Here is a 24789-nt window from a genome sequence, read left to right on the forward strand (position 1 = left end):
TTAAGGCGTTCAAACCCGTCCCATCACTGCCCGCACCGTTTTCATCAGTCCCTCCAACGTCTGAGGCAGGAACGGACCCTTCAGCACCTGGCCGCCAATGCGCAAGCTGATGCCCGCAAGTACCAGGTTGGCCACAGCAAGGCTCAACAGTGCGCGGATCCAATCCAGATCCCACTGGGCCTGAATCCAAAGCAGCAACGACGCTTCGCCCGCCAGCAAGGCCAGGAACATGGCCGTGCCTCCGATGGCGAGGAACAAGCCACCGCTGATCAGTCGGCGTTTTTCCCGATCCACTTCCTGCAGGGCAATCCGCACGTGCAGATCCATCACTGACGCCGCCAGTGCGGTCACCCGAGCTGCCGCTCCAAATCCACGGGGAGAGTTCTGATCGGCCATCAGGAACGCCGCCCCCCGCGAAGCATGCTGCCCAGCAGCAACCCAACACCAAGAGCAACACCCACAGCCAGCAGCGGTCGCTGGCGCACAGGCGCCTCGATCTTCGGCCGCAGGGTGCTGTTCAACTCATCCAGCAACTGTTCCAGTTGCTCTTCGAGGGGATCCAGGCTGTCGGCCCAGTCGCGGCTGCGATCACCGACGCTGTGGAGAAGCTCCTCCAGTTGCTCCCGAACCCCTTGGGGCGTCAGGCCTGTGTTCTGTTCAATCAAACGAACCAACTCATCCACACTCCCCCGTGTGGCTTCAAGGGTGTGCTCAGCAAGATCCGGCCAGCGCTCCTGGATCGTCGGCAGCAGGCTTTCAAAGCGCTCACGGAAGTGGTGCTCGAATCTGCCGTTGGACTGCGGCGATGGCGAGGCCATGAAGACCGTTGGCAGGACGCTTTAGAAGGGTAGGGAGACTGAAGGCTGAGGGAAAGTCTTTGCCGCGATACGCCCTGCTGCGTCACACCGGAGCACCGGACGACCCCAGCGGATGCCACATCGATCTGCTGCTGGAGGACGGGGACAGCTGCCGAACTTGGCGACTGGCCACAGTGCCGCAGCTCAACGCAGCAGCCCAACCAGCAGTTCCCCTGCCTGCCCATCGAAAGGTCTGGCTGGAACCCCGCAGTGCTGCCGTTTCGGGCAATCGGGGCTGGGCCGAACGCATCCATGCCGGCAGCTACAGCGGAGTGCTCCCCAACGCCACGGATGCAGACGTCACTCTGCAGCTCGAAGGCGACCTCCACGGCTGCCTGCGCATCAATTCCGGGCACTGCTCCTTATCGAACCCTTGAGCTTTTCGTGGGTTCCGCTAATTTCGACTCGCTGACAGCCCCAGATCCTGTTGGTTCATATCAATCAGGTTGGGCTGACGCACTTCAAGTCGTTCGGCGGAGCGATGACGATCCCTCTTGAAGAGGGATTCACCGTCGTGACCGGACCCAATGGCTCCGGCAAAAGCAACATCCTTGATGGCGTTCTATTCTGCCTGGGCTTGGCCACCAGTCGTGGCATGCGGGCTGACCGCCTGCCGGACCTGGTCAACAGCGGCATGCTCAAGGCCGGCAAGGCCGCTGAAACAATCGTCAGCGTCCGCTTTGACCTGAGCGACTGGACACCCGATGCCGCCGAGGAAGGCCTGGAGGCACCAGCGGAGGGGCCCTGGATTCAACCGGGACAAACGGAATGGACGGTGACCCGCAAACTGCGGGTGATGCCGGGGGGCTCCTACAGCTCCAGCTACAGCGCCGACGGGGTGCCCTGCAACCTGCAGCAGCTGCAGACCCAGCTGCGCCGCCTTCGGATTGATCCCGAGGGCAGCAACGTGGTGATGCAGGGGGACGTCACCCGCATCGTCTCGATGAGCAACCGCGATCGCCGCGGCCTGATCGATGAACTGGCTGGTGTTGCCCTGTTCGACACCCGGATCGAACAGACCCGCCGCAAGCTCGATGACGTGCAGGAGCGCCAGGAGCGCTGCCGGATCATTGAGCAGGAACTGCTGGCCAGCCGCCAACGGTTGGAGAAGGACTGCGCCAAGGCCCGGCAATACCAGGACTTGCGGGAACGGCTGCAACTGGGACGCCGCCAGGAGATGGTGCTGGCCTACGAAGCCGCCCAGCAGGCCCTCAAGGATCTGGCCACGCGCCAACAGGCGCTGGAAGCCCAGGAACAGAGGGACGCCGCGGCCATTGCCAGCGGCCGAGAGCAGCTGAACAAGGCCGTGGCCGAACTGGACTTGCTCCAGGAGCAGGTGAAGGCCCTGGGGGAAGACCAGCTGCTGGCCGTCCAGGCAGAACTGGCTGGCCTCGACACCAGCAGCCGTGAACTGGAGCGCCAGGCAAGCCTCCACCAGGACGAAGGCCAGAAACTGCAGGCGCAGCGCCATGACCTCGCCACCCGTCGCCAGCAGTGGCAGCTGCAATCACGGGAACTGGAACGCGATCCCCATCAGGACGCCCTCAGCGCCGCCGAAGACAACTGCCGGGCCGCTGAAGCCGCGGTGGAAATGTCCCGCCGCCGGCTGGCGGATGTGGCGGGCCGCTCCGGCGCCTGGGTGGAGGAACAGAAGCGCCGCAGCGGTCGCCGGCAGGAGTTGCAAAGCAGCGTCGCTCCCCTACTGGAGGAGCAGCAGCAGTTGCAGGAACGGCTGCGCCAGGAACGGGAACGGCTGGAAGAGCTCACCCAGGAGCAGCACCAGGACGGCGCCGACGGCGACGCCGTGCAGCAACAGCTCGCAACCCTGGAGGAGACCTGGCAAACCCTGCTGCAAGCCATTGCCGACGGCAAACAGGAGCTCCAGCAGACCGCCGAATCACTGGCCATCCAACAGCGCACCCGCAGCCGGCTGGAGCAGGAGCAGACCCGCTTGGAACGGGAGATCGCTCGGCTGGAGAGCCGGCGGGATGCCCTTCAGGAAAGCCGCGGCACCGGAGCCCTGCGCCTGCTGCTGGAGGCCGGCCTCGATGGCATCCACGGCCCTGTGGCCCAGCTGGGAGAGGTGGAGGATCGCCATCGCCTCGCCCTGGAAGTGGCCGCGGGGGCCCGTCTCGGCCAGGTGGTGGTCGACGACGATCGCATCGCCGCCCGCGCCATCGAACTGCTCAAGAGCCGCCGCGCTGGCCGGCTCACCTTCCTGCCCCTGAACAAGATCCGCGCGCCAGGGGGCGGGGGCTCTTCAGCCGCCTTTGCCCGGGGTGCACGCCCCGGTGGGGACAGCGGTGCCGGCCTGATCGGCCGGGCCGTTGAACTGGTGCGCTTCGAACCGGTCTATGACCAGGTGTTTGCCTACGTCTTCGGCGACACTCTTGTGTTCTCCGACCTGGCCAGCGCCCGTCAACAACTGGGTCGCTCCCGGGCGGTGACCCTGGATGGGGAGCTTCTGGAGAAGAGCGGCGCCATGACCGGCGGCAGTTTCTCCCAGCGCAGCAGCAGCCTCAGCTTCGGCCGCAGCAGCGATCAGGACGAAGCTGAACCCCTGCGGCGGCGCCTGTTGGAACTGGGGGAATCCCTGGTGGCCTGCCGGCGGGAGGAGTCGAAGCTGGCCCAACTGATCGAACAGCAGAAACCCCAGCTGCGCGAACTGGAAAAGCAACAGGCGGCCTTGATCGCCGAGCGCAATGCCGCCCGGCGCAACCACGGCCCCCTGCTCGAGCGCAGCCGCCAGCGGGCCGAACGGCTCAGCAAATTGCAGCAGGACCAGACCGAGCAACAGCAGCGGCTCGAAGCCATCAGCACTGCACTCACCCCACTCACCGCGGAACTACAGGCCTTGGATGAGGCGGAGCGCAACAGCGGCAACAACGACGATGCAGCCGCCTGGGCCCAACTTCAGACGGAACAGGAAGCCGCCGACCAACGGCTGGAGGCGGCCCGCCGCGAACGCGACCAGCTGCTGAATGCCCGCCGCGAGCGGCAGCTGGCGATCGAACGCCTGGGGGATCAAGAAAAGGCTCTGGCCGCCGAAGAAACCCGCTTGCAGGAGGCGGTGAAGGCCCTCGCCAGTGCCCATGGGGCCTGGCGCCAGCAGCAGAGCGACCTCCAGGAGAAGCGCAAAGAGCTCGAGCAGCAGCAGACCGACCTGCAGGAGCGCTTCGGCAGCCAACGCCGGGCCCGGGACGCCGCGGAAGCCGAGGTGGGCCGCCAGCGTCAGGCCCTGCAGCAGGCTGAATGGAATCTGGAGCGGCTCAAGGAAGACCGTGAAGGATTGATTGAAGAACAGCGCAGCGGTGCGTTGCGCCTGCAGGAGATGGAACAGGCCCTGCCGGACCCGAGGCCGGAGATCCCGGAAGCCCTGCGGCTGGCGGGCTTGGAAGCCTTGCAGACCGATCTTCAGGCCATCCAGCAACGCATGGAAGCGCTGGAGCCCGTGAACATGCTGGCGCTGGAGGAACTCGAGGCCCTCGAAGAGCGGCTCAACGAACTCAACGAACGGCTCGACGTGCTCAACAGCGAGCGGGAGGAACTACTGCTGCGGATCGAAACCGTGGCCACCCTGCGCCAGGACGCCTTCATGGAAGCCTTCACCGCCGTGGATGGCCATTTCCGCGAGATCTTTGCCTCGCTCTCCGATGGTGATGGCCACCTGCAACTGGAGAACCCGGAGGAGCCATTGGAAGGTGGCCTCACCCTGGTGGCCCATCCCAAAGGCAAAACCGTGCGGCGCCTGGCCTCGATGTCGGGGGGAGAGAAATCACTCACCGCCTTGAGCTTCCTGTTCGCCCTGCAGCGCTTCCGGCCGTCGCCGTTCTATGCCCTCGATGAGGTGGACAGCTTCCTCGACGGCGTCAATGTGGAGCGCCTGGCGGCTCTGATCGCCCGTCAAGCCGAGGCAGCCCAGTTCATGGTGGTCAGCCACCGCCGCCCGATGATCGGCGCAGCCCAGCGCACGATCGGGGTAACCCAGGCCCGCGGCGCCCACACCCAGGTGGTGGGTTTGCCCGATGCCGCCTGAACGATCGGAGTTTGCGCTGTGCAATCTGAACGTGACAGGCGGAACCCCTGCGCCACAATGGTTTGAATGTCCATGGCCGAGGGCCCGCGCTTGACCCCGACCCCTACCCCAAACGACGCCATCACCACTGGCGTACCCAGCGATCGCCTCTGGTTGCGCTCCGAACTGATGGGCACCCAGGTGATCACCCGTGACACCGGCCGCCGTCTTGGGGTGGTGGGTGAAGTGATCGTCGATATCGACCGCCGTGAAGTGGTGGCTGTGGGGCTGCGGGACAACCCCCTGACCCGTTTCCTGCCCGGCCTGCCGCGCTGGATGCCACTGGACCGGATCCGTCAGGTGGGCGACGTGATCCTGGTGGATTCGGCCGACTCCCTGAGTGAGAACTTCAACCCTGAGCGCTACAGCCGGGTGATCAACTGCCAGGTGATCACCGAGTCCGGCGAACAGCTGGGGCGGGTGCTCGGCTTCGCCTTCGACATCGAGACCGGCGAGCTCACCACCCTGGTGATGGGCGCCCTTGGCGTGCCCCTGCTGGGGGAAGGGGTGCTGAGCACCTGGGAAATGCCGGTGGAGGAGATCGTCAGCAGCGGGCCGGACCGGATCATTGTTTATGAAGGTGCCGAAGACAAGCTCAAACAGCTAAACAGCGGCGTTCTGGAAAAACTGGGCGTCGGTGGCCCCAGCTGGGAAGAACAGGAGCGGGAGCGCTACCGGGTCAACCTGGTGCCCGTGGAAAATCAGCTCACCTCCGGACAACCCCAAGAGCAGGAGCAACTGCGTCTCCAGGCTTCAGAAGCCGAGCGGTTTGAGGCTGATGCAGAACTGGAATATGTGGAGCTGGAGGACCGGCGGCAGGAGTCGATGCAGCAACGCCGCTACCTCGATGAGCCCCAGAGGTACGACGAGCAGCGCTACGCCGAACCTGCCCGCTACGACGAGCGGCCGGCTGAGCGAGCACAGACCTACAACGAGCCCGCACCCTTCGATCAGCAGCCTGCTTATGAGGAACAGCCCGCCTACGAGGAACAGCCTCCGCGGCGTGCCATGCCAGCCTCCCGCCGCGCGGTTCAGCAGTCGGGCGAACCCCTGGATGTGGAACCGATGGAAGATGCAGCGCCCCAGCGCCGGAGCCAGGATCTCGACGATCCCTGGTGATCGGGCCTGAGGCGCTGAACGGTGTTCAGGACGCCTTGAAGTTCAACGATGCGCTGTTGACGCAGTAACGCTGGCCCGTAGGCGCGGGACCATCCGGGAAGACGTGGCCGAGGTGGGCATCACATTGAGCGCAGTTGATTTCGGTGCGCACCATCCCGTGGGTCAGATCCTCTTTGGTGGTGATCGCCTCGGCACTCACACCGTCCCAGAAGCTGGGCCAACCCGTGCCCGAATCGAACTTGGTCTTAGAGCTGAACAGCGGCGCACCACAGCAGACGCAGTGGTACATCCCCGTGGCCTTGTTGTTCCAGTAAGCCCCGGTGAAAGCCCGCTCCGTGCCGCCGCAGCGGGCCACCTGGAACTGCTCCGGCGTCAGGGATTGCTTCCACTCCTCGGCGCTGCGTTCGACCGGATTGGACGGGGACATGGTCGTCGGAACCAGAGTGGGGCGCAGCCTAGGAAGCGTTGAGCTCTCGGGGAAGCAACCCCCTCACCTCGGCGGCCAATGCGGCCACCGCCCCGGGTTCTCCCCGCAACGCCTGGAGGTCCTGGCGCTGGCCCTCAAGCCGCTCGGGGGCGTTCAGCCAATCGCAGGCCTCCTTCGCAATCTCCTCCGGGGTGATCGCCCCCACCCGCTCCGGCACCACAGCACGGCCTGCACTGATGTTGGGCCAGGCCATCAACCCGTTGTTGCGCAAACGCCAGAGGGTCAGCAGAACCCCGATCAGACGCCGCAGACCCGGCAGACGCGCCAGCAGCCCCAGCCCGCCGTCCCAGGCCTGCATCACCTCCAGGTGCTGGGTGGGAACAATCACGATCATCGGCACCGCAAGGGCGCCAAGTTCGGCGGTGTTGGCGCCGACCGTGGTCAGGGCCAGGGCGCACTGGCTCAGGGGGCCATGGGCCGGATGCTGCTCCAGCAGACGAATCCGTGTGCCCGCACCCGTCACCAACTCCGTCACCGACTCCCCCTGCTCCACCGAAGCAACGGTGGCGCTGTAGCGGGCAGCAATCGGGTTGGATGCGCCGGCGAAACGCAGCAGTTCATCAACGCTGGTGGTGGGAGCCAGCGGCAGCAAAAAACGGCATCCGGGTTGCAATCGGGCCAAACGATCGGCGGTATCGAGCAGAAACGGCATGCCGACGCTCAACTTGGCTGGCTTCGATCCCGGCAACAGGGCCACCCACTGGCCCTCGGGGAGAGGCTCCTCGCGACGAGCGAAGGACGACAGATCCGCCATCAGATCACCGACCACGCGGCACCGGGGCTGGTAACGGACCGGCAGCTGACGCCGCACCGCGTCCGACATCGCCGCAATCCGATCGTTCCAGCCCGGCCAACGCGCCACCCACTCGGCATAGGTGATGTGGCGGTAGCCGAGACGAGCCGAAAGCAGAACAGTCCAGAACTGATCACCGCCCAGGAACACCACCACACCCTTCTGCGGCCATGGGCCATAGCGCTGGGGACGCAGCAGCAGCGACCAGAAGCGGCCTGCCGGCACGATGCGATCGAACAAGCCCCAGGGCTCTGCGGCCGCGCGTTCCTGGCCCGTGGCATTGGGGCAGGGCACCAACACCAGCTGCAGGGACGCTGGTGCGCTCTGAGACCGGGGGCGCAGACGAAGGCTGGCGTGCAGCCGCTCCGCCAAGGGGCGAACCCAGGTGGTCAGTTCACCGGGACCGTTCGAAACAAGAACAACGACCGGTCCTGGTTCTGCTGCGCGGGGACGGGCCAAAGAAAAAAATGCGGATGGCGAGACTTGAACTCGCAAGGCCGAAGCCACACGCCCCTCAAACGTGCGTGTCTACCAATTCCACCACATCCGCGTGGTCGACTTCACCGCTCGGGTGATGTCGAGGTCAGATCATACCGGGCGGGGTCTTCGCTCCTCGGCAACTTCGGTCGGCGCTGATACGATCCGGCGTCAGGCCTGAACATGCTGCGGGATGCCCATCGGCAAAGTGCTGATCGCCAACCGCGGCGAGATTGCCCTCCGGATCATTCGAAGCTGCCGCGAGCTCGGCATCGCCACCGTGGCGGTGTACAGCTCCGTCGATAAGGACGCTCTGCACGTGCAGCTCGCCGATGAAGCGGTCTGCGTGGGCGAAGCCCTGAGCAGCAAGAGCTACCTCAACATTCCCAACATCCTGGCGGCCGCCACCTCCCGCGGTGCTGACGCCATCCATCCCGGTTACGGCTTCCTGGCGGAGAACGACAAGTTCGCCGAGATGTGCCGTGATCACGGCCTCACCTTCGTTGGGCCGTCCCCCCACGCGATTCGCTCGATGGGGGACAAATCGACCGCCAAATCGACCATGCAATCGGTGGGTGTTCCCACGGTGCCCGGCAGCGAGGGTCTGCTCAGCAGCACCAGCCAGGCGGCCGCCCTGGCCGAGGAAATGGGCTATCCCGTGATGATCAAAGCCACCGCTGGCGGTGGTGGTCGCGGAATGCGCCTCGTACCGGACGCCAGCCAGCTGGAGAGTCTGTACAAAGCGGCCCAGGGGGAGGCGGAAGCCGCCTTCGGCAACCCCGGCCTCTACATGGAGAAATTCATCGATCGGCCCCGCCACGTGGAAGTGCAGGTTCTGGCCGACCGCCACGGCAACGTGGTTCACCTGGGTGAACGGGACTGCTCGATTCAGCGCCGTCACCAGAAACTGCTGGAGGAGGCCCCCAGCCCGGCCCTGGATCCCGACCTGCGCCGCCGCATGGGCGAAGCCGCCGTTGCTGCCGCCCGAAGCATCAATTACGAGGGCGCCGGAACGGTGGAATTCCTGCTGGATCGCAGCGGCGGCTTCTACTTCATGGAGATGAACACCCGGATCCAGGTAGAGCATCCGGTGACTGAGATGGTGACGGGTGTGGATCTGATCGCTGAGCAGTTGCGCATCGCCGGTGGCGAACCCATCAGCGTGCGCCAGGAAGACATCCAGCTCAACGGCCATGCGATCGAATGCCGGATCAACGCTGAGGATGCCCGGCACAACTTCCGTCCCGCACCCGGACGCATCACCGGATGGCTGCCCCCCGGCGGACCGGGTGTGCGCGTCGACAGCCACGTCTACACGGGCTACGACATCCCGCCCTTCTACGACTCGCTGATCGGCAAGCTGATCGTGTGGGGCAAGGACCGCGACCACGCCATGACCCGAATGAAGCGGGCCCTGAATGAATGTGCCGTCACCGGGATTCCAACCACGGTGGAATTCCATCTGGAGATGCTGGATCGGCCGGAGTTCATCAACGGCGACGTGCACACCAAATTCGTGGAGCAGGAGATGCTCCCCTGAGCTCAGGCCACTGCCTGGGCGTGCATCAGGATTTGAGACAGCAGCCCCTGCTGGCCAACCAGCAACTCACGCACAAGGCTGATCAAGCCCACCCAGATCACTGGAGTGACGTCGACTCCACCGATCGGTGCGATCACGCGGCGGCTCACCGAGAGCACAGATTCCGTCGGCCATGCCACCAGGGGCCAGGCGCCCTTGCTCAGATCGACCTGGGGGTACCAGGTGAGCACGATGCGCAGCAGAAACGCCAGGGTCCAGGCCGCTAGCAGCAAGCCCAGAAGCAAATGGAGGACTGGCAGGGCCTGCAGCAGCAGCGGCGTCACAAAGCTCAAAGCAAATCGTCCCCTCATCGTAGAAAGACGGCATCGCTTCTTAAGATCGGCGCGGCTTTGAAGCAGACGGCAGCAACCCCATGACCCCCTCCCTCTCCAACTTCCTGAGCAGCCTCCTTTGGGGAGGTGTGATCGTCGTGATTCCTGCCTCCATCGCCCTGTTCCTGCTGAGCCAGACCGACCAGGTCGACCGCAAGCTCTGATCCGCCCCTGGCGCCCCTCGTAGACTGACTCCCAAGCGGGAGCAGAGCTTTGGTTAACGCCAGTCTCAATTGGGCCAGCATCGTCGGCATCGTTTTGGCCGTCGGCGGCGCTCTGCTCTATTTCATGCGGTCGTTCAAGCCCGCCCTGGCGCGGGACTACGACGTGTTCTTTGCAGCCATCGGGCTGCTGTGCGGCGGCATCCTGTTCTTCCAGGGATGGCGCCTCGACCCGATTCTTCAGTTCGGCCAGTTCCTGCTGGCGGGAACCACTGTTTTCTTCGCATACGAAAGCGTGCGGCTGCGCGGCGTGGCCACGGAGCAGGCCCGACGTTCCGCCTATTTCGATGACGAACCAGCACCAGCCCGGGGCGGAAGCCCGGGGGGCCTACGGGGCGGCTGGGATGACGGCGGTTACGACCGTTTTGATGAGCCCCAGCCGGTGCGGCGGCGCTTCTCAGGCCGTGACGATGACGCCGAAGAACGGCCTGAAGAGGAGTTCTACCGGCCGCGCCGCGCCAGCCGTGCCGCCATTCCTGAGGAAGCCGCCAGCCGTCGCTCTGCAGAGCGTGATCAAGGCGATTCCGGCTGGGACCAAAACGACGAGCGCTCCCGCCGCATGGCTCGTTTCCGTGCCGGCGAAGCCAGGGATGAGCGACGCCCCGACTTTGGCTCCAGACGGACGGATCGAGAGGAACAACGCCGTGGCAGCCGTCCCATGGGGCGGCCTGATCGTCCTTCCGGCGAACGCGCTCCTTCAGGAGCCGAGGATGCCGCCTTTGCCCCCAGCCGCAGTTCAGCGCCGAGCAGTGCGGCCCCGAACCGGGGACGCCCCAGCGCCAACCCGAACGCCGCGAGTGACTCCAGGCGATCCCCTGAGCCGCCCCTGGCGTCGAACCGGCCCAGCAGCAACCGCCAACCCCCCCGCAGCTCACGGCCTTCATCCGGCAGACCACGGGACAACAGCTCCCGCTTCGACGACTGAGCCAGTTGCCTCGTCCGCTTCTGATCCTGCTCGTCAGCCTTGCGCTGGTGGGGTGCAACGGTCGTAGTGAACGGGCCGGTGGTGGCTTGCTCGCCACCAGTCAGCAGGCCCCAGCCCTGAGTGGCAGTGGTGAGTGGCTGGCGGTCGTCAGTGATCGCGGCGGCCGACCCACGGTGCAGCTGCGCCGCCTGAGCGACGGATCGATTGTCTCCGTTCCCCAGCTGAGCCGACATCAGCCCCACAGCTCGCCCTCCCTGAGCTGGAACGGCCGTTACCTGGCAGCGATCACCCAGCGGGGGCGCCGCCGACTCGCGGTGGTGACCGACCGCCTGAACGGACGCATGCACCCCCTGCCGCTGCCGGGGGGGAGGGACCCGGTGCAGCTCAGCCTGGCGCCGGATGCCCAGCAGATCGCCCTGCAGGTGACGGATCAGGGGAGATGGCGCGTGGAACTGCTGGATCTGAGTGATCTGCTCGAGCCGGACCGTCCTCCGGGACAGAGCCTCTCCACACCGGCGCTGTCGTCAGAGCCATGATTCGCGTCGCTCTGCTTTTCAGCCTGGTGTTGGTGAGCGGGTGCAGCAGCCCCAGGCCCACTCCCCGGCCCGACCTCAACGGCCTGCTGCGTCAATCCGTGAACAGCCGGCGGGATCCATCCCTGGGGGGACGCTGGCTGGCCAGCCTGGGCCAACGCAATGGGCGGGAGCGGGTCGAACTGATCGACCTGCGCAGCCGTAGCCCCGTCCCGTTGCCGGGCCTCAACCGTGCTGATGCCCAACCGATCAGCGTCAGCGTCAGTGCCGATGGACAACGCCTGGCCGTGGTCCAGCAACGGGAGGACCGCACGGAACTGGTGCTCTACCGGCGCAACGTCGGGGCGACGCAACGGCTGCCCCTGGACCCACCGGGCGTGCCCCGCAGCGTCAGCCTGGATGGCTCGGGCCGGCGGCTGGCGGTGCAGGTGAGCCGCAACGGACGCTGGGATGTGGATCTGATCCGCCTGCCCTGATCAGGGCAGCAGCCCCGCCCAGTGCAGAAAGGTGTCGCCGCTGAGCACCTCGATCAGCAGCACCGCCACAAAACCCACCATGGCGAAGCGGCCATTCACCCGCTCGGCATAGCCACTCCAGCCGAAGGCAGGCACATCGTTGGTGGTGGCGGACGTCTCCGGAACGGACGTGGTGTCAGGGGTCTCGCTGGTGGAGGTCATCCGGCCGGTTCAAGAACGCCCGAAGTCATAGCTGGTCGCCGGGATCAGCCGCCAGTCGTGATCACCGCTGAGCTCCAGAACAGTGTCATGGAAGTCCTTCAGGGTTGGCCGGTGACCCACGCTGATGAACGCCACCTCCCGATCCCGCAACAGGGAATAAAGGCGGGATTCGGTCTCGACATCCAGGGCACTGGTGGCTTCATCCAGCACCACGACCTTGGGCGAATTGAGCAGCAGCCGCGCAAAGGCCAGTCGCTGCTGTTCACCCAGAGAGAGCAGCCGCGGCCAGTCCTGCTTGATGTCGAGGTCGGGATAGCGCTGCAGAAGTTTGCCCAACATCACCTGATCCAAAACAGCCCGTAGCTGTTCATCGCTGAAACGGGCCTGATCAAGCGGATAACAGAGCTGTTCGCGCAGAGATCCCAGTGCCATGTAGGGCTTCTGGGGGATGAAAAGGAGATCGCCCTGCCCCGGGGAATAAACGGTGCCCGTCGGCGAGCCCCACAGGCCACTCACCACCCGCAGCAGTGAGGTCTTGCCACAGCCGGAGGGTCCCACCACCAACAGCCCTTCAGCGTTGCCCAGGGAAAAACTGAGGTCGCGCACCAGCACGTTGTCGGTACGCGGTGTTTTGACCGTCACCCCCTGCAGCGCCAGGCGCTCAGAGGGCACGATCCGCGGCACGTAATCACTCCACTCCTCCGGATCGAGGTTGGAGATGTTGGATTGAAAGCCTTCAAGCCGGTTGATCGATGCCGAGAACCGGGCCAGGGCTTCGATGTTGTAAATGATGAAAAACAACGATCCCTCAACCAGGTTGTAAGCGACGTTCGCCTGGGCGAAGCCGCCGTAATCCATCTCACCGGCAAGAATCGGAGCCGCAAGGATCAGATAGGGGATGAAATTGCTGGCGTAAATGCTGGAGCGCTGCAGCACCCGCAGCAGCACTTCCCAGACAATCAGCAGATTGAAGTTTTCAACGACGGTGGCCAGGCGACGCGTCACCTCCTTGGCTTCCTGCTGCTCACCGGCGTAGAAGGCAATCGACTCGGCGTTGTCACGCACCCGCACGAGGCCATAGCGGTAATCCGCTTCAAAACGCAGTTGGAAATTGTTCAACCGCACCAACTTTCGGCCAGCCACAATCATCAGGGCAGACACCCCGGATGCATAGGCCAGAAGGGCAAAGGTGAGCCCCTCACTCACCGAATAAAGGATGAGGATGTTGAGGGAAAAGGTGAGGATCGAATCAAAAATATTCAGCGCAAAACCAAGGGCCTGTGCCGTGAAATCACGCACATCCTCGGAAATCCGCTGATCGGGATTATCAACATTGGTGGCCGCTTCATCATTGGGATTGAGCACGTAATAGGCCCGATCCCGCAGGTAATCGTCCACCAGGCTCAACGACAACCATTCGCGCCAGAACAGCCCAAGTTTCTGGGTGAAATAAAACTGCAGGCTGCGAATCGGCAGTGCCACCGCAAAACAGGCGCCGTAGATCCAGAGGTTGCGATACGACGCATCGCCATCCCTGGCGATCAACGCATTGGTCAGATCCCTGGCGAGGAATGTGATGCCGGCGTTGATGCCATTCACGCTCAACAGCATCAGGATGATCAGGCCGAGAAACAGCCAAGGCAACCAGCGGCGATGCCTGAGTTGGCCCCGCACGGAGGCAAACACCACAGCCCCCAGCACAAACAGGGCACTGATGCCCGCCCCCCATCCACGGGACCAGAGCATGGCCAGGGACGACTGGACGCCACCGAGGTACTGGCCGGACAACTCCGGCAACAGCCACGACAGGCCGTTCATCAAGCCGGTGACCAGGAACAGCACGATCCCGGCCACACAGAAGAGCAGGCTCACCAGCAGTCCAAGGAACTGCCAGCCGTTGTCTTCGGTATAGGGGAAGAAGTAGGGCTGCGAAAGCCGACGCAGCTTGGCGGCCTGATTGCGCAGGTTCTGAAGCTGGTGGGTCATGCCACTGCTGAACTGTGCTCAGTCTGGCTGTCGCCGCGCCGCTTCGCCGCTGACCTCAACCGGGAGGCCACGCCAGAGGACGTCCACCGATCACATGCACATGGAGGTGAAAGACCGTTTGGCCAGCACCGGCGCCACTGTTGATCACCGTGCGGAAATCGTCCAGACCCTCCTGTTTGGCCACGCGGGAAGCCACCAGCAAGAGATGGCCCAGCAGGGCCGCATCCTCAGCAGCACCGGAGCGCAGACTCTCGATCGCCTTGCGCGGAATCACCAGCACATGAACGGGTGCCTGGGGGGCGACATCGCGAAAGGCCAGACACTGCTCATCGCTGTAGACCTCATCGCACGGGATCTCGCCACGAAGGATCTTCCCGAAGATCGTGTCGTCTGCCATGGGCCTTGAAAAGAGGGAACAGCCGGACCGGTGTGACAGCAGGGGCATGAATCTCCTGCGTCACCCTCCACAGAATGCTGGCACGTTGTCTCAGTGCATCCCTGCAAGGTCTGGAGGCCAGACCAGTGGTGGTGGAAGTGGATCTTGCCCCGGGCCTGCCGGGCGTTCAGCTGGTGGGTCTGCCGGACAAGGCCATTCAGGAATCACGGGAGCGGGTCCGATCCGCCCTGCGCAACAGCGGCTTCCGCGGCCCCCTGGTGCGCGTGGTGATCAACCTGGCTCCGGCCGATCTGCGCAAGGAAGGTCCCTCCTTTGACCTCCCCATCGCCCTGGCTCTGTTGGTGGCCAGCGGGCAACTCGCCCGCCCTCAGCTGGAGGGCCTCTGGTGTGCGGGCGAGTTGGGGCTCGACGGCAGCCTCAGGCCCTGTCGCGGGGTGATTGCCCTTGCTGCAAAGGCCCAGCAGCACAAGGCCCAAGCCCTGGTGGTTCCTCCTGAGAACGCCCAGGAGGCCAGCCTGATCGAGGGGCTCACCATCCGCACCGCAGCCAACCTGCGCACGCTGGTGGAGCAGCTGAAAGGCGAGCGCACCTGGCCGGCGACCGGCAGCAGCACCCGATCCTCAACCCAGCCAACCAAGCCGGCGTCTTGGCCCTGCCTGGACAGCAGCCTCGCCTCCCGCGCCCTGGCCCTCTCGGCAGCCGGCGGCCACCATCTGCTGCTTGTGGGTCCCCCCGGCTGCGGCAAGACCCGCCTGGCCCATCAACTGCCGCGACTGCTGCCGGCCCTGAGCCGCAAGGAAGCGCTCTCCATCACGCGCATCCATTCCGTCGCCGGCCAACTTCATGGCATCGATCATCTGCAGCAGCAGCGCCCCTTTCGATCGCCGCACCACAGCTGCTCAGCAGCCGCCTTGCTCGGCGGCGGACGCTCACCCCGTCCTGGGGAGATGAGCCTGGCCCACGGTGGCGTGCTCTTCCTTGATGAGCTAGCGGAATTTCCGCGGGCGGTCCTGGATCAATTGCGGCAGCCCTTAGAAAACGGCGCCGTACAGATCAGCCGCTCCCAGCAGAGCACGGTGTTCCCGGCCCTGGTCACCCTGGTGGCCGCCACCAATCCCTGCCCCTGCGGCTGGCATGGCGACCGCGACCATGGCTGTCGCTGCAGCATCAGCCAGCGCCAGCGCTACTGGCAGCGGCTCTCCGGTCCGCTCTTGGATCGGCTCGATCTGCAACTGCGACTGGAACGGCGCTCCGCCAAGGAGGTGTCAGCGGTGCTGAAGCAGCCCAGCCCCACGCAAGCTGCAGCGTATTGGTGCACCCCCGCACAAATTGAACGAGCCCGGCAGCGGATGCAGAGGCGCAATCCAAGTGGAGACAGCAATGGGCGGCTGTCGGCAGCAGCGCTACGGCGGACCGGAGCCATCGAAGCGGCGGCAATCGAGCTCTGGGAACAGCTGATCAACCAGCGTGGGCTAAGCACGCGCAGCAGCCTTCAACTGTTGCGCGTAGCGCGCACCATTGCCGATCTCAACGACCGGGCCAGCGTCGATCGAAACGCCGTGGCGGAAGCGAGTTGCTTCCGCTGCACGGATCTGCTCAAGCAGCCTGGTACTCAGTAGTCGCGGGCACGCTTGTCCGGTGTATCCCGGTAGGGCTGGGTGCCGATCGGCGGGGGCTGAAGATGGCGGTCGTTGAACGAACCCAGGGCATGGGTCATCGCTTCACCGAACCACTGGAACCACTGAACAACCGTTGTTTTCATCACGTCCTCCGGGGTCTGTCTTCAGTGTGAAATCACTGACAGAGGACGACAACAGGTGTTTTCACCGGTTCTGGACCAGCTCAGTAAGACGGAGCTACGGAACTCTCACTCTGTTCAGTCTCAACCGGCTCGCTGGCTGGGCTGGATCCGGCCACTGGCGCACTGTCCCGATAGACATAGAGATGGCCGAGGCTCTTCTTGCCGTAGGCCCGTCGCTTCAAGGTCCAGCCCGGCTCAAGCTTGAGCTGAACAAAGCCGCTGGCGGCACCACCGGCCCGGGCCACGAGCATGGTCGCTTGGGAGGGATTCTTGGTGGGCGTGGCCAGCAACTCGATATCCCGACCGGTGTTCACAACGCTGAGCCGGTAGCGGGTGCCGAGGTCGTCACCACCGATCCGCAGGGAGTAGCCATTGCCATCGATGTAGCGGTTGCAGACCCCGCTGAAATCAAACGTGGACAACAAGGGATCGACCATGGCCGGTGATCCCGCAGCCACAGCGAAACAGGGGCGTTTTGTGGTGCGCTGCTCGTAGATGTTCAACTGAGAACGCTCGCCCTGCCCAATCGGGGCCGACACCAAAACAAACTTGCTCAACTCCACGGGCACCGCAGTGAACAGCGAACCCTGGGCCAGGGCCACCGGTGCAGAGGTCGCTGCGAGAGCGAGGCCGGCAGCGGCCACGGTTCGAAAGCGTGCCATCACGTCCATGGAGGAACTGAGCGGATCGTAAAAGTGATGCCTGGATCGGTCGCCCCCAATCAGGCCGGTTTGTTCAGGCGAATGGCGAACAGAAGAGTCCCCACGGTTCCAGGGGCCGCCAGGGCCAGGATCCAGCTGGTGGTTTTGACCCCGAGGTCGGGATCGCCGTAGGCCAGTTCAAACACACATCCGGTGCTGGCGATACCTAGAACACAGGCGAGGGCCAGAAAAACGCCGGCCAGGGGTTTCATCGGCATAACTCAGGCGACGCTCCGCACATCTTGGCGCTGGAAGCCCTTCTCCTTGAGCTCCTTCTGCAGACCGTCTTCATCAGTGACGCGATCGACAAACAACACGCCATTGAGATGATCCATCTCGTGCTGAATGCAACGGGCCATCAGGCCATCGGCCTTCATCTTCCTGGGCCGACCCATCTCATCGCGGAAGCTCAGTTCAATCGCGGTGGGGCGCACCACATCGAGATACACCCCGGGGATGCTGAGACAGCCCTCTTCATAGGTGTCGAGCCCTGCGCTGGCCGCCGTGATCTCCGGATTGATCAATACCAGGGGCGGCGTGGCGGCATTTTCAAGGTCGAGATCAATCACCAGGAGCTGCTGGTGAATCCCCACCTGAGGAGCCGCCAGGCCAATGCCCTTGGCGGTGTACATGCTGCGCAGCATGTCGCGAGCCAGCTCCCGCACCTGCTCATTCACCTTGCCGATGCGGCGCGCAGGCTGCCGCAATACCTCATCGCCCAGGGTGTGAATCTCCAGCGGCGGGGTTTCCAGGGCCGTCTTGGGCACCAGCATCGTGTCCCGCGACTTATCGGCCTGACGGGCCAACTCTGCAAAGCTTCCTGCCAAGACCAACGCCGCGTTGATTCAGCATGGTAAGCGGCCTGAATCAGCCGTTATGGGAGCCGCTCCGTTATCCGCGCAACATGCCGTCGGCCGTTTGCCGGGACTCAAGGAACCGACCCTGGTCAGTGGCCCCGATGCAACGCTGTGGCTGATCTGGCTGGAACAGCGCCCCCAGGAGCGCGGCCGCACCACTGCCTTGATCAGGCGTTTCGGTGATTCCGAAGCAGAACCACAGGAGCTGACGCCGGCCCCCAGCAATCTGCGCAGCCGCGTGCATGACTACGGCGGCGGCGTACTCGCCACCGCGGTGGAGCAGGACAGGCTGATCCTGGCCTGGATCGAGCGCGGCTGCCTCTGGCGTCAGGACTGGGGCCTGCCGCAGACCGGCCCCCAGCAACCCACGCCCCTGGCAGCACCCCAACGGCTCAGCAGGGAAGGGGACTGGGAGCTGGCGGATGGCGTGCTCGATCTGCCCAGGCGGCGCTGGATCGGAATCCGTGAAATCGAAGGCCGTGACGATCTGGTGAGCCTGGCGCTGAACGCAACGGATCAGACGCCGCTGCTGCTGCACCAGCCGACGGACTTTGCCGGCTATGGCTGCCTGAGCCCAGACGGCCAGCGCTTTGCCTGGGTGGAGTGGCAGCAACCTGCCATGCCCTGGGACAGCAGCCGTCTCTGGTGCGCGGAGTTCAGCGACACGGGCGAACTGGTCGAGACCCGTCAGCTGGCCGGAGGCGATGGCATCTCAGTGTTTCAACCCCAATGGCTGCCCGACGGGCAGTTGCTTGTGGCGGAGGACAGCTCCGGTTGGTGGAACCTGATGCTCCAGCCCAGTGCCGACGCCGCCTGGGAGAGGCCCTGGCCGATGCCTGCCGAAACGGCCATGCCCCAGTGGATCTATGGGATGAGCACCACGGCCTGGGATGGCGAGCAGCTGATCGCCGCCGTCTGCAGCCGCGGGGCCTGGTCGTTGCAACGGCTCAGCCTGGATGGAACGGTGCAGCCGTTGCCGCAACCGTTTGACGACCTTGCGGGATTAAGCGCCTGCCACGGCCGCGCCGTGGCCGTGGCCAGCAACAGCACCAGCGTGGCCGGGCTGCTGGAAATCGATTTGCGACCGGCCACCCCGATCTGGAGCCACAGCCCCGCCATCACTTCACCTTTGTCGGTTGAGGCGATCAGCGTGGCCGAACCGCTGTGGTTCAACGGTCACCAGGGTGAACGCACCCATGCTTGGTACTACCCCCCCAGCGGCAAACCACCAGGGCCTGCACCACTGCTGGTGAAAAGCCACAGCGGACCAACGGCCATGGCTCGCCGCGGCCTCAGCCTGGCGATTCAGTACTGGACCTCCCGGGGTTGGGGCGTGGTGGATGTGAATTACGGCGGCTCAACGGGGTTTGGCCGGGACTACCGGGAGCGCCTCAACGGGGGCTGGGGCCTGGTGGATGTGGCCGACTGCGCCGCCGCAGCGCAGGCCCTGATCGAGGCCGGTCGCGCCAATCCCGGCCAGATCGCCATCGAAGGCGGCAGTGCCGGCGGCTTCACCACCCTGGCAGCGCTGTGCTTCACCGAGGTGTTCAGGGCCGGCGCCTGCCGCTATGCGGTCTGTGATCTCACAGCCATGGCTGAGGACACGCACCGGTTTGAGGCGCGCTACGTGGATGGCCTGGTGGGGGAATGGCCCGCAGCGCGTGCTTTGTACGAGCAGCGGTCGCCGCTGCTGCATGCCGATCAAATCCGCTGTCCGGTGCTGTTTTTCCAGGGATTGCAAGACAAGGTTGTGCCTCCGGAACAAACCGAACGCATGGCCGAGGCGCTGCGCAGCAACGGCATCCCGGTGGAGGTGCGGCTGTTCGAGGAGGAAGGCCACGGCTTCCGCAGCCAAGCCACCCAGATCGAGGTGCTCGAGCAAACCGAGGCCTTTTTCAGTCGGGAATTGGGGCTAACAGACGGTTACAAAGCACACAACCCCGTTCAGCAGATGTGATGGGTTGAACGAGCAACCAGCAGGAACCATCAACCTGTGCTCCACGGAACCCATGAAAAAGCGGTAAGCCTGAAAAGCTGACGGCTGTTTCGACAGCACCGATGCGGATCCTGCGGTATCGCGGCAACAGCTATGCCAGCCCTGAACCGATCAACGCGGCTCCCCGTCCCGGCGCACGCTCCTACCGCTGGGTGAAGTACGCCATCGACACCAACAAGGTTGTTCCCATGCGTCAACGCGAAGCCGCAGCAAGCAACGATCAGCTGGCGGCCTGAGCTAGCTCAGCTGTGCTCTCGCAGAAAAGCGACCGTGGAAGCGAGCTCTTCGCTGAAGCGGTCGATCTCTTCAAAAGTGCTGGTGAAGCTCAGACTGGCCCGCGCTGAAGCCGTCACGTCATACATACGGTGCAGGGGCTGACAGCAGTGGTGACCACTGCGGATGCAGATCCCCGACGCATCGATCAGAGCGGCAATGTCGTTGGCATGCACGCCATCCACAAGGAATGTGGCGAGGGCACCTCGCTCGGGCTGCTGATCCGGCGTCGGCCCCAGGACCCTCACACCATCAATGGCCTGCAACCGGGCGAACAGATGCCGGGTGAGCTCAGCTTCCCAGGCCTGAATCGCCTCCAGACCCACCGCCTGCAGATAGCGAATCGCGGCACCCATGCCCACCGCCTCGCCAATGGCAGGGGTGCCCGCTTCGAACTTGTGGGGCAACACCGCCCAGGTGCTGTGGTCCAAGAAAACGTCCTGAATCATCTCCCCACCGCCCAAAAAGGGAGGCATCGCCTCCAGCAGCGACTCCCGCGCCCAAAGGAAACCCATGCCAGTGGGGCCGCAGAGCTTGTGGGAGGAGCCGACAAGAAAGTCGGCGTCTATGGCCGCCACATCAATCGGCTTGTGGGCCAGGCTCTGGCAGGCATCCACGAGCACACAGGCGCCAACGGCATGGGCTGCGGGGATCACCTGATCCAAGGGATTGCAGCAACCAAGGGAATTGCTGATGTGCACCAGGCTCACCAGTCGGGTGCGCTCATTGAGCTGGGCCCGAAAATCCTCCAGATCCAGCTCACCGGATTCGGTGATACCCACATGGCGAAGCACGCAGCCGGTGCGCTGCGCCAACAGCTGCCAGGGCACCAGGTTGCTGTGGTGCTCCATCACCGTGAGGAGAATTTCGTCCCCCTGCTTGAGGTTGGCGTCACCCCAGGTGCGCGCCACCAGATTGATGGCTTCGCTGGCATTGCGGGTGAAGACAATCTCGCGGGAACTGGCCGCACCCACGAAGGCCGCCGTCGTGCTGCGGGCCGCCTCAAAGGCATCGGTGGCACGGGCACTGAGCTGGTGCGCACCGCGATGCACGTTGGCGTTGTCGCAGCTGTAGTACTGCTGCAGCGCTTCGAGCACCTGACGGGGCTTCTGGCTGGTGGCAGCATGATCGAGATAGATCAGCGGGCGGCCGTCCGGAGCCAGCTGCTCGAGAATCGGAAAATCAGCACGATATCGAGACGATATGTCCACGAAATCAGCACTTGAACGTGCTTCGGCGGCAATCGTCATGGGGCGAGGCTCTCCATCACGCGCTCCAGGGGGCGCCACGCCTGCGCGGCAGCAGGAAGCTGGGCGATTACCTCCTGGCAGGCCCCGCGCAGCAGCAGCGCCGTTGCATCCGCCGCAGCAATGCCCCGGCTCTGGAGATAGAACAGCTCATCGTCCTGAAGCTGCGACACGGTGGCGCCGTGGGCGCAGCGCACATCGTCCGCCACGATCTCCAGCTCGGGCTTGGTGTCCACCCGGGCCCGATCAGACAGCAGCAGGTTGCGGCTCAATTGGGCGGCGTTGGTGCGCTGAGCATCGCGGGGAACACTGATGGCACCGTTAAAAATCGCGTGGGACTGGCCGCCGGCCAGGCATTTCTGCAACTGATCCAGCTCCCCCTCCGGCCCGTCGAAGCGCACCGCGGTGTGGGTGGCCAGCTGCTGCTCGGCGCCGGTGACGGCCAGACCTTTAAGCACGGTCTCTGCCTGGCCATCCACCTGCACCACCCGGGGCTCCACCCGTCCCAGATTCCAGCCCTGAACCACCGAAGTGAGGGCATAGGAGCTGCGGGGCTCCTGCTCCACAGCCAAATGGGCCATCAGCGATGACGCGCCATCCGCCGTCGCTAGCACGCCATGGCGCAGCTGGGCCTCCTGTCCCAGATGCACTTCCAGCACATGGCTATGGGCCGACGCCCCCTCAGCCAGCAGCACCTGCATCAGCTCCAGCTCAGCCTTTTCCTCCAGCAGTAGCAACACCCGCGTGGCGTTCAACCCGGCACCGGCCGCCAGCACCAGCTCCAACGGACCAACCCTTCCCCGCACCCTGAGGGCCAGGATCTGCTGGGCTTTGGCGTGGTTGAACTCCACGGGCCAGACCTGGGCACAACCGCAGCGATCGAGGGTGTGGCCGAGGGCCTGCTGCAGCTCTTCAGCATTCAGCGCCGTGATTCCTTCCGGAAGCCCCTGGACGGCCAGGGGATCATCAAAACCATTGAGCACCAGACGGGTCACCCCATCCAGGCTGGCGGGCAGAGACGTCGACAATGACGAAGCACTGGCCGGCAATTCCGAGACCGCCGCAAGCCGTTTGAGGTCGGTGAGGCGCCAAGGCTCCTGGCGGCGGTTGGGCAGACCAAGCTGTTCGAGAGCGGCTCGACCGCGCTCCTGTACTGGCGCCAGAACACTGCTCGCCATGGTCAAGCTGCTCCCTGAGCGGCCAGCTCCTGATCCACCCAGTCGTATCCGGTCTGCTCCAGCTCAAGGGCCAGCTCCCGTCCGCCGGTGCGCAGGATCCGGCCTGCCGCCATCACATGCACATAGTCCGGAGTGATCTCGTCGAGAAGACGTTGGTAGTGGGTGATCAGCAGCGTGGCATTGTCTTCCGTCGCCAGCTGGTTCACACCACCGGCCACGATGCGCAGGGCATCGATATCCAGGCCGGAATCGGTTTCATCCAAAATCGCCACCACGGGCTCCAGCAGCGCCATCTGCAGAATCTCGTTGCGCTTTTTCTCGCCCCCGGAGAAGCCTTCATTCACGCTGCGCTCAAGGAAGGCAGGGTCCATCTGCACCACCTTGAGTTTGTCGTGCACGTGATCCTCGAAGGCAAAGGTGTCGAGCTCCTCTTCCCCCTGTTTTTCGCGCCGGGCATTGGTGGACACCCGCAGGAATTCCAGGTTGCTGACGCCAGGGATTTCAACGGGGTACTGAAATCCGAGGAACACCCCCAGACGGGCACGCTCTTCAGGCTCCAGCTCAAACAGATCCTGGCCGCGATAACGAACGCTGCCGCCCGTGACCCGGTAGGCCGGATGCCCGGCCAACACCTTGGAGAGCGTGCTCTTGCCACTGCCGTTGCGACCCATCACGGCATGGACTTCACCAGCCCTCACCTGCAGATTCACCCCCTTGAGGATGGGCTTGTCTTCGACAGAAGCATGCAGGTCTTGGATGTCGAGCAGAAGCTCAGCGTCAGGGCGAATCACGGAAGGCGTCGTTAGAAAACAGAGACAAGGTGGGGGAGGGGATCAGCCCACGGACCCCTCAAGTTTGAGGGCCAGCAATTTGTCGGCCTCAGCGGCAAACTCCATGGGCAGCTGATTGAAGACATCGCGGCAGAAGCCGCTGACCATCATCGAGACGGCCTCTTCAAACCCGATGCCACGGCTCTGCAGGTAGAAGAGCTGATCTTCGGAGATGCGACAGGTGCTGGCCTCGTGCTCGATGGCCGCCTGCGGCTGCTGGGAACGGATGTAGGGATAAGTGTTCGCGGCGGCTTGATCGCCGATCAGCATCGAATCGCACTGGCTGTAGTTGCGGGCGCCCTTGGCATTGGGCCCCATCTGCACAAGACCGCGGTAGCTGTTGCTGGAGCGGCCTGCACTGATGCCCTTGCTCACAATCGTGGAGCGAGTGCGCGGTCCAACATGGACCATTTTGGTGCCGGTGTCGGCCTGCTGGCAGTTGTTGGTGAGGGCCACGGAATAGAACTCACCCACCGAATCAGCACCCTGGAGCACGCAACTGGGGTACTTCCAGGTGATGGCAGAACCGGTCTCCACCTGGGTCCAGCTGATGCGGCTGCGATCACCGCGGCACTGGCCTCGTTTGGTCACGAAGTTGTAGATCCCGCCGACGCCGTTTTCATCACCGGCGTACCAGTTCTGAACCGTGGAATATTTGATTGAAGCGTCGTCGAGGGCCACTAGCTCCACCACCGCCGCATGCAGCTGGTTGGTGTCGAACATCGGTGCCGTGCAGCCCTCGAGATAACTCACCGAGGCACCCTCTTCGGCCACGATCAAGGTGCGCTCGAACTGTCCGGTGTCGCCGGAATTGATCCGGAAGTAGGTGGAGAGCTCCATCGGGCACTCAACGCCCTTCGGGATGAAGACAAAGGATCCGTCGCTGAACACAGCTGAGTTCAGGGCGGCGAAATAGTTGTCGTTGCTGGAGACAACCGTGCCGAGGTAGCGCTCGATCAGCTCGGGATGCTCCTTGACCGCCTCACTGAAGGAGCAGAACACCACACCGTGTTCAGCCAGCTTCTCCTTGTAGGTGGTGGCAATCGAAACGCTGTCGAAAACAGCGTCCACCGCCACGTTGCTGAGGCGCTTCTGCTCGCTCAGCGGGATGCCGAGCTTGTCGAAGGTTTCCAGCAGCTTCGGATCCACTTCATCGAGGCTGGCCTTCTTCTCCTGCTGCTTGGGAGCCGCGTAATAAACGATGTCTTGGTAGTCGATCTCGGGATAACCCAAGGCAGCCCAGTCCGGTTCCTCGAGGGTGAGCCAGTGGCGAAACGCCTTGAGCCGGAACTGCAGCAGGAAATCCGGCTCCTCTTTTTTGGCCGAGATCAGGCGAACGACCTCTTCACTGAGACCCTTGGCGATCTTGTCGGTCTCGATCTCGGTGACGAAGCCGTACTTGTACGGCTGGCTGACGAGATCCCGTGTGGAGGTACTGGTCATTCAGC

The 24789-nt window shown here is 64.2% G+C and carries 27 protein-coding genes and 1 tRNA gene; 11 read left to right on the top strand and 17 right to left on the bottom strand.

From position 1 onward, the window contains the following. Positions 1 to 9: 9 nt before the first annotated feature. Positions 10 to 396, bottom strand: coding sequence for a phage holin family protein (locus tag DXY35_RS01495; protein ID WP_115080570.1), 387 nt, complete (start codon positions 394 to 396; stop codon positions 10 to 12). Beyond that, a complete protein-coding gene (locus tag DXY35_RS01500) occupies positions 396 to 818 on the bottom strand; it encodes a YqjD family protein (RefSeq protein WP_115080573.1) in 423 nt (140 codons plus the stop codon). Before DXY35_RS01500 ends, DXY35_RS01495 begins: the two co-directional genes overlap by 1 nt. 59 nt (positions 819 to 877) lie before the next feature. On the opposite strand from DXY35_RS01500, the gene DXY35_RS01505 reads away from it, so the two are divergent. The 3 genes from DXY35_RS01505 (at position 878) to DXY35_RS01515 (ending at position 6051) form a co-directional block, all read left to right on the top strand. Continuing rightward, positions 878 to 1234 (top strand): hypothetical protein, encoded by a 357-nt coding sequence (locus DXY35_RS01505; RefSeq protein WP_115080575.1) that lies wholly within the window; start codon positions 878 to 880, stop codon positions 1232 to 1234. 50 nt (positions 1235 to 1284) lie between these two features. Further along, positions 1285 to 4893 (top strand): chromosome segregation protein SMC, encoded by a 3609-nt coding sequence (smc, locus tag DXY35_RS01510; protein ID WP_115080578.1) that lies wholly within the window; start codon positions 1285 to 1287, stop codon positions 4891 to 4893. Between the two features lie 90 nt (positions 4894 to 4983). Further along, positions 4984 to 6051, top strand: a complete 1068-nt coding sequence (locus DXY35_RS01515; protein ID WP_371681717.1) for a PRC-barrel domain-containing protein — start codon at positions 4984 to 4986, stop codon at positions 6049 to 6051. Between the two features lie 25 nt (positions 6052 to 6076). Here DXY35_RS01515 and msrB read toward each other — a convergent pair whose 3' ends face one another. The 3 genes from msrB to DXY35_RS01530 all read right to left on the bottom strand — a co-directional run bounded on the left by msrB (position 6077) and on the right by DXY35_RS01530 (position 7881). Next, entirely contained in the window at positions 6077 to 6478 is a 402-nt protein-coding gene (msrB, locus tag DXY35_RS01520; RefSeq protein WP_115080582.1) for a peptide-methionine (R)-S-oxide reductase MsrB, read from the bottom strand. A 28-nt stretch (positions 6479 to 6506) separates the two neighbouring features. After that, complete coding sequence (locus DXY35_RS01525) at positions 6507 to 7790, bottom strand: glycosyl transferase (RefSeq protein ID WP_115080584.1); 1284 nt, start codon at positions 7788 to 7790, stop codon at positions 6507 to 6509. 9 nt (positions 7791 to 7799) lie between these two features. Continuing rightward, a tRNA-Leu gene (locus tag DXY35_RS01530) sits at positions 7800 to 7881 on the bottom strand. Positions 7882 to 8001: 120 nt separating this feature from the next. Here DXY35_RS01530 and accC point away from each other — a divergent pair. Further along, on the top strand, positions 8002 to 9348 hold the full coding sequence (gene accC, locus DXY35_RS01535) for an acetyl-CoA carboxylase biotin carboxylase subunit (RefSeq protein ID WP_115080586.1): 1347 nt from the start codon (positions 8002 to 8004) through the stop codon (positions 9346 to 9348). Positions 9349 to 9350: 2 nt separating this feature from the next. On the opposite strand, the gene DXY35_RS01540 is transcribed toward accC, so the two are convergent. Then, positions 9351 to 9671: a YggT family protein gene (locus tag DXY35_RS01540; RefSeq protein ID WP_244272840.1), complete on the bottom strand. Its 321-nt coding sequence runs from the start codon at positions 9669 to 9671 to the stop codon at positions 9351 to 9353. An 89-nt stretch (positions 9672 to 9760) separates the two neighbouring features. On the opposite strand from DXY35_RS01540, the gene psbX reads away from it, so the two are divergent. Genes psbX through DXY35_RS01560 form a run of 4 tightly spaced genes read left to right on the top strand, consistent with a single transcriptional unit; the run spans position 9761 to position 11874 of the window. Next, positions 9761 to 9883: a photosystem II reaction center X protein gene (psbX, locus tag DXY35_RS01545; RefSeq protein ID WP_006851281.1), complete on the top strand. Its 123-nt coding sequence runs from the start codon at positions 9761 to 9763 to the stop codon at positions 9881 to 9883. A gap of 49 nt (positions 9884 to 9932) precedes the next feature. Continuing rightward, on the top strand, positions 9933 to 10865 hold the full coding sequence (locus DXY35_RS01550; RefSeq protein ID WP_115080590.1) for a Ycf66 family protein: 933 nt from the start codon (positions 9933 to 9935) through the stop codon (positions 10863 to 10865). Between the two features lie 5 nt (positions 10866 to 10870). After that, on the top strand, positions 10871 to 11401 hold the full coding sequence (locus DXY35_RS01555) for a hypothetical protein (protein ID WP_115080591.1): 531 nt from the start codon (positions 10871 to 10873) through the stop codon (positions 11399 to 11401). Next, complete coding sequence (locus DXY35_RS01560) at positions 11398 to 11874, top strand: hypothetical protein (protein WP_115080593.1); 477 nt, start codon at positions 11398 to 11400, stop codon at positions 11872 to 11874. Before DXY35_RS01555 ends, DXY35_RS01560 begins: the two co-directional genes overlap by 4 nt. On the opposite strand, the gene DXY35_RS01565 is transcribed toward DXY35_RS01560, so the two are convergent. The 3 genes from DXY35_RS01565 to DXY35_RS01575 are packed head-to-tail and all read right to left on the bottom strand — an operon-like array spanning position 11875 to position 14458. Further along, positions 11875 to 12075 carry a chlorophyll a/b-binding protein gene (locus DXY35_RS01565; RefSeq protein WP_114988677.1) on the bottom strand — a complete coding sequence of 67 codons (201 nt, stop codon included), beginning with the start codon at positions 12073 to 12075 and terminating at the stop codon, positions 11875 to 11877. Between the two features lie 9 nt (positions 12076 to 12084). Continuing rightward, on the bottom strand, positions 12085 to 14061 hold the full coding sequence (locus tag DXY35_RS01570) for an ABC transporter ATP-binding protein/permease (protein WP_115080595.1): 1977 nt from the start codon (positions 14059 to 14061) through the stop codon (positions 12085 to 12087). A 55-nt stretch (positions 14062 to 14116) separates the two neighbouring features. Beyond that, positions 14117 to 14458, bottom strand: a complete 342-nt coding sequence (locus DXY35_RS01575; RefSeq protein ID WP_115080597.1) for a histidine triad nucleotide-binding protein — start codon at positions 14456 to 14458, stop codon at positions 14117 to 14119. Positions 14459 to 14532: 74 nt separating this feature from the next. On the opposite strand from DXY35_RS01575, the gene DXY35_RS01580 reads away from it, so the two are divergent. After that, positions 14533 to 16077: a YifB family Mg chelatase-like AAA ATPase gene (locus DXY35_RS01580; protein ID WP_115080599.1), complete on the top strand. Its 1545-nt coding sequence runs from the start codon at positions 14533 to 14535 to the stop codon at positions 16075 to 16077. On the opposite strand, the gene DXY35_RS12540 is transcribed toward DXY35_RS01580, so the two are convergent. The 4 genes from DXY35_RS12540 to def all read right to left on the bottom strand — a co-directional run bounded on the left by DXY35_RS12540 (position 16071) and on the right by def (position 17787). Continuing rightward, positions 16071 to 16220, bottom strand: a complete 150-nt coding sequence (locus tag DXY35_RS12540) for a hypothetical protein (protein WP_006851286.1) — start codon at positions 16218 to 16220, stop codon at positions 16071 to 16073. The genes DXY35_RS01580 and DXY35_RS12540 overlap by 7 nt on opposite strands. Positions 16221 to 16300: 80 nt before the next feature. Next, the gene (locus tag DXY35_RS01585) at positions 16301 to 16930 is read right to left on the bottom strand and encodes a DUF3747 domain-containing protein (RefSeq protein WP_115080601.1); all 630 of its coding nucleotides are present in this window, start codon (positions 16928 to 16930) and stop codon (positions 16301 to 16303) included. Between the two features lie 50 nt (positions 16931 to 16980). Further along, positions 16981 to 17178, bottom strand: coding sequence for a hypothetical protein (locus tag DXY35_RS01590; protein WP_006850702.1), 198 nt, complete (start codon positions 17176 to 17178; stop codon positions 16981 to 16983). Between the two features lie 3 nt (positions 17179 to 17181). Continuing rightward, the gene (gene def / locus DXY35_RS01595) at positions 17182 to 17787 is read right to left on the bottom strand and encodes a peptide deformylase (protein ID WP_115080667.1); all 606 of its coding nucleotides are present in this window, start codon (positions 17785 to 17787) and stop codon (positions 17182 to 17184) included. A gap of 49 nt (positions 17788 to 17836) precedes the next feature. Between def and DXY35_RS01600 the strand changes: the two genes are divergently transcribed. Further along, a complete protein-coding gene (locus DXY35_RS01600; RefSeq protein WP_115080603.1) occupies positions 17837 to 19774 on the top strand; it encodes a prolyl oligopeptidase family serine peptidase in 1938 nt (645 codons plus the stop codon). A 101-nt stretch (positions 19775 to 19875) separates the two neighbouring features. Then, positions 19876 to 20049, top strand: coding sequence for a hypothetical protein (locus DXY35_RS12545; RefSeq protein ID WP_170950478.1), 174 nt, complete (start codon positions 19876 to 19878; stop codon positions 20047 to 20049). Between the two features lie 6 nt (positions 20050 to 20055). Here the strand turns inward: DXY35_RS12545 and DXY35_RS01605 are convergent, their stop codons facing one another. The 4 genes from DXY35_RS01605 to sufB are packed head-to-tail and all read right to left on the bottom strand — an operon-like array spanning position 20056 to position 24784. Continuing rightward, positions 20056 to 21336 (bottom strand): SufS family cysteine desulfurase, encoded by a 1281-nt coding sequence (locus tag DXY35_RS01605; protein WP_115080604.1) that lies wholly within the window; start codon positions 21334 to 21336, stop codon positions 20056 to 20058. After that, complete coding sequence (gene sufD / locus DXY35_RS01610; protein WP_115080606.1) at positions 21333 to 22511, bottom strand: Fe-S cluster assembly protein SufD; 1179 nt, start codon at positions 22509 to 22511, stop codon at positions 21333 to 21335. The genes DXY35_RS01605 and sufD overlap by 4 nt, the downstream gene beginning before the upstream one ends. 2 nt (positions 22512 to 22513) lie before the next feature. Next, the gene (gene sufC, locus DXY35_RS01615) at positions 22514 to 23302 is read right to left on the bottom strand and encodes a Fe-S cluster assembly ATPase SufC (RefSeq protein WP_115080608.1); all 789 of its coding nucleotides are present in this window, start codon (positions 23300 to 23302) and stop codon (positions 22514 to 22516) included. Between the two features lie 42 nt (positions 23303 to 23344). Continuing rightward, positions 23345 to 24784: a Fe-S cluster assembly protein SufB gene (sufB, locus tag DXY35_RS01620; protein ID WP_114988686.1), complete on the bottom strand. Its 1440-nt coding sequence runs from the start codon at positions 24782 to 24784 to the stop codon at positions 23345 to 23347. Positions 24785 to 24789: the final 5 nt, after the last annotated feature.

Origin of the sequence: Synechococcus sp. N32, from assembly GCF_900473895.1 — a bacterium.
In the GTDB taxonomy this organism is placed as follows: Bacteria; Cyanobacteriota; Cyanobacteriia; order PCC-6307; family Cyanobiaceae; genus Parasynechococcus.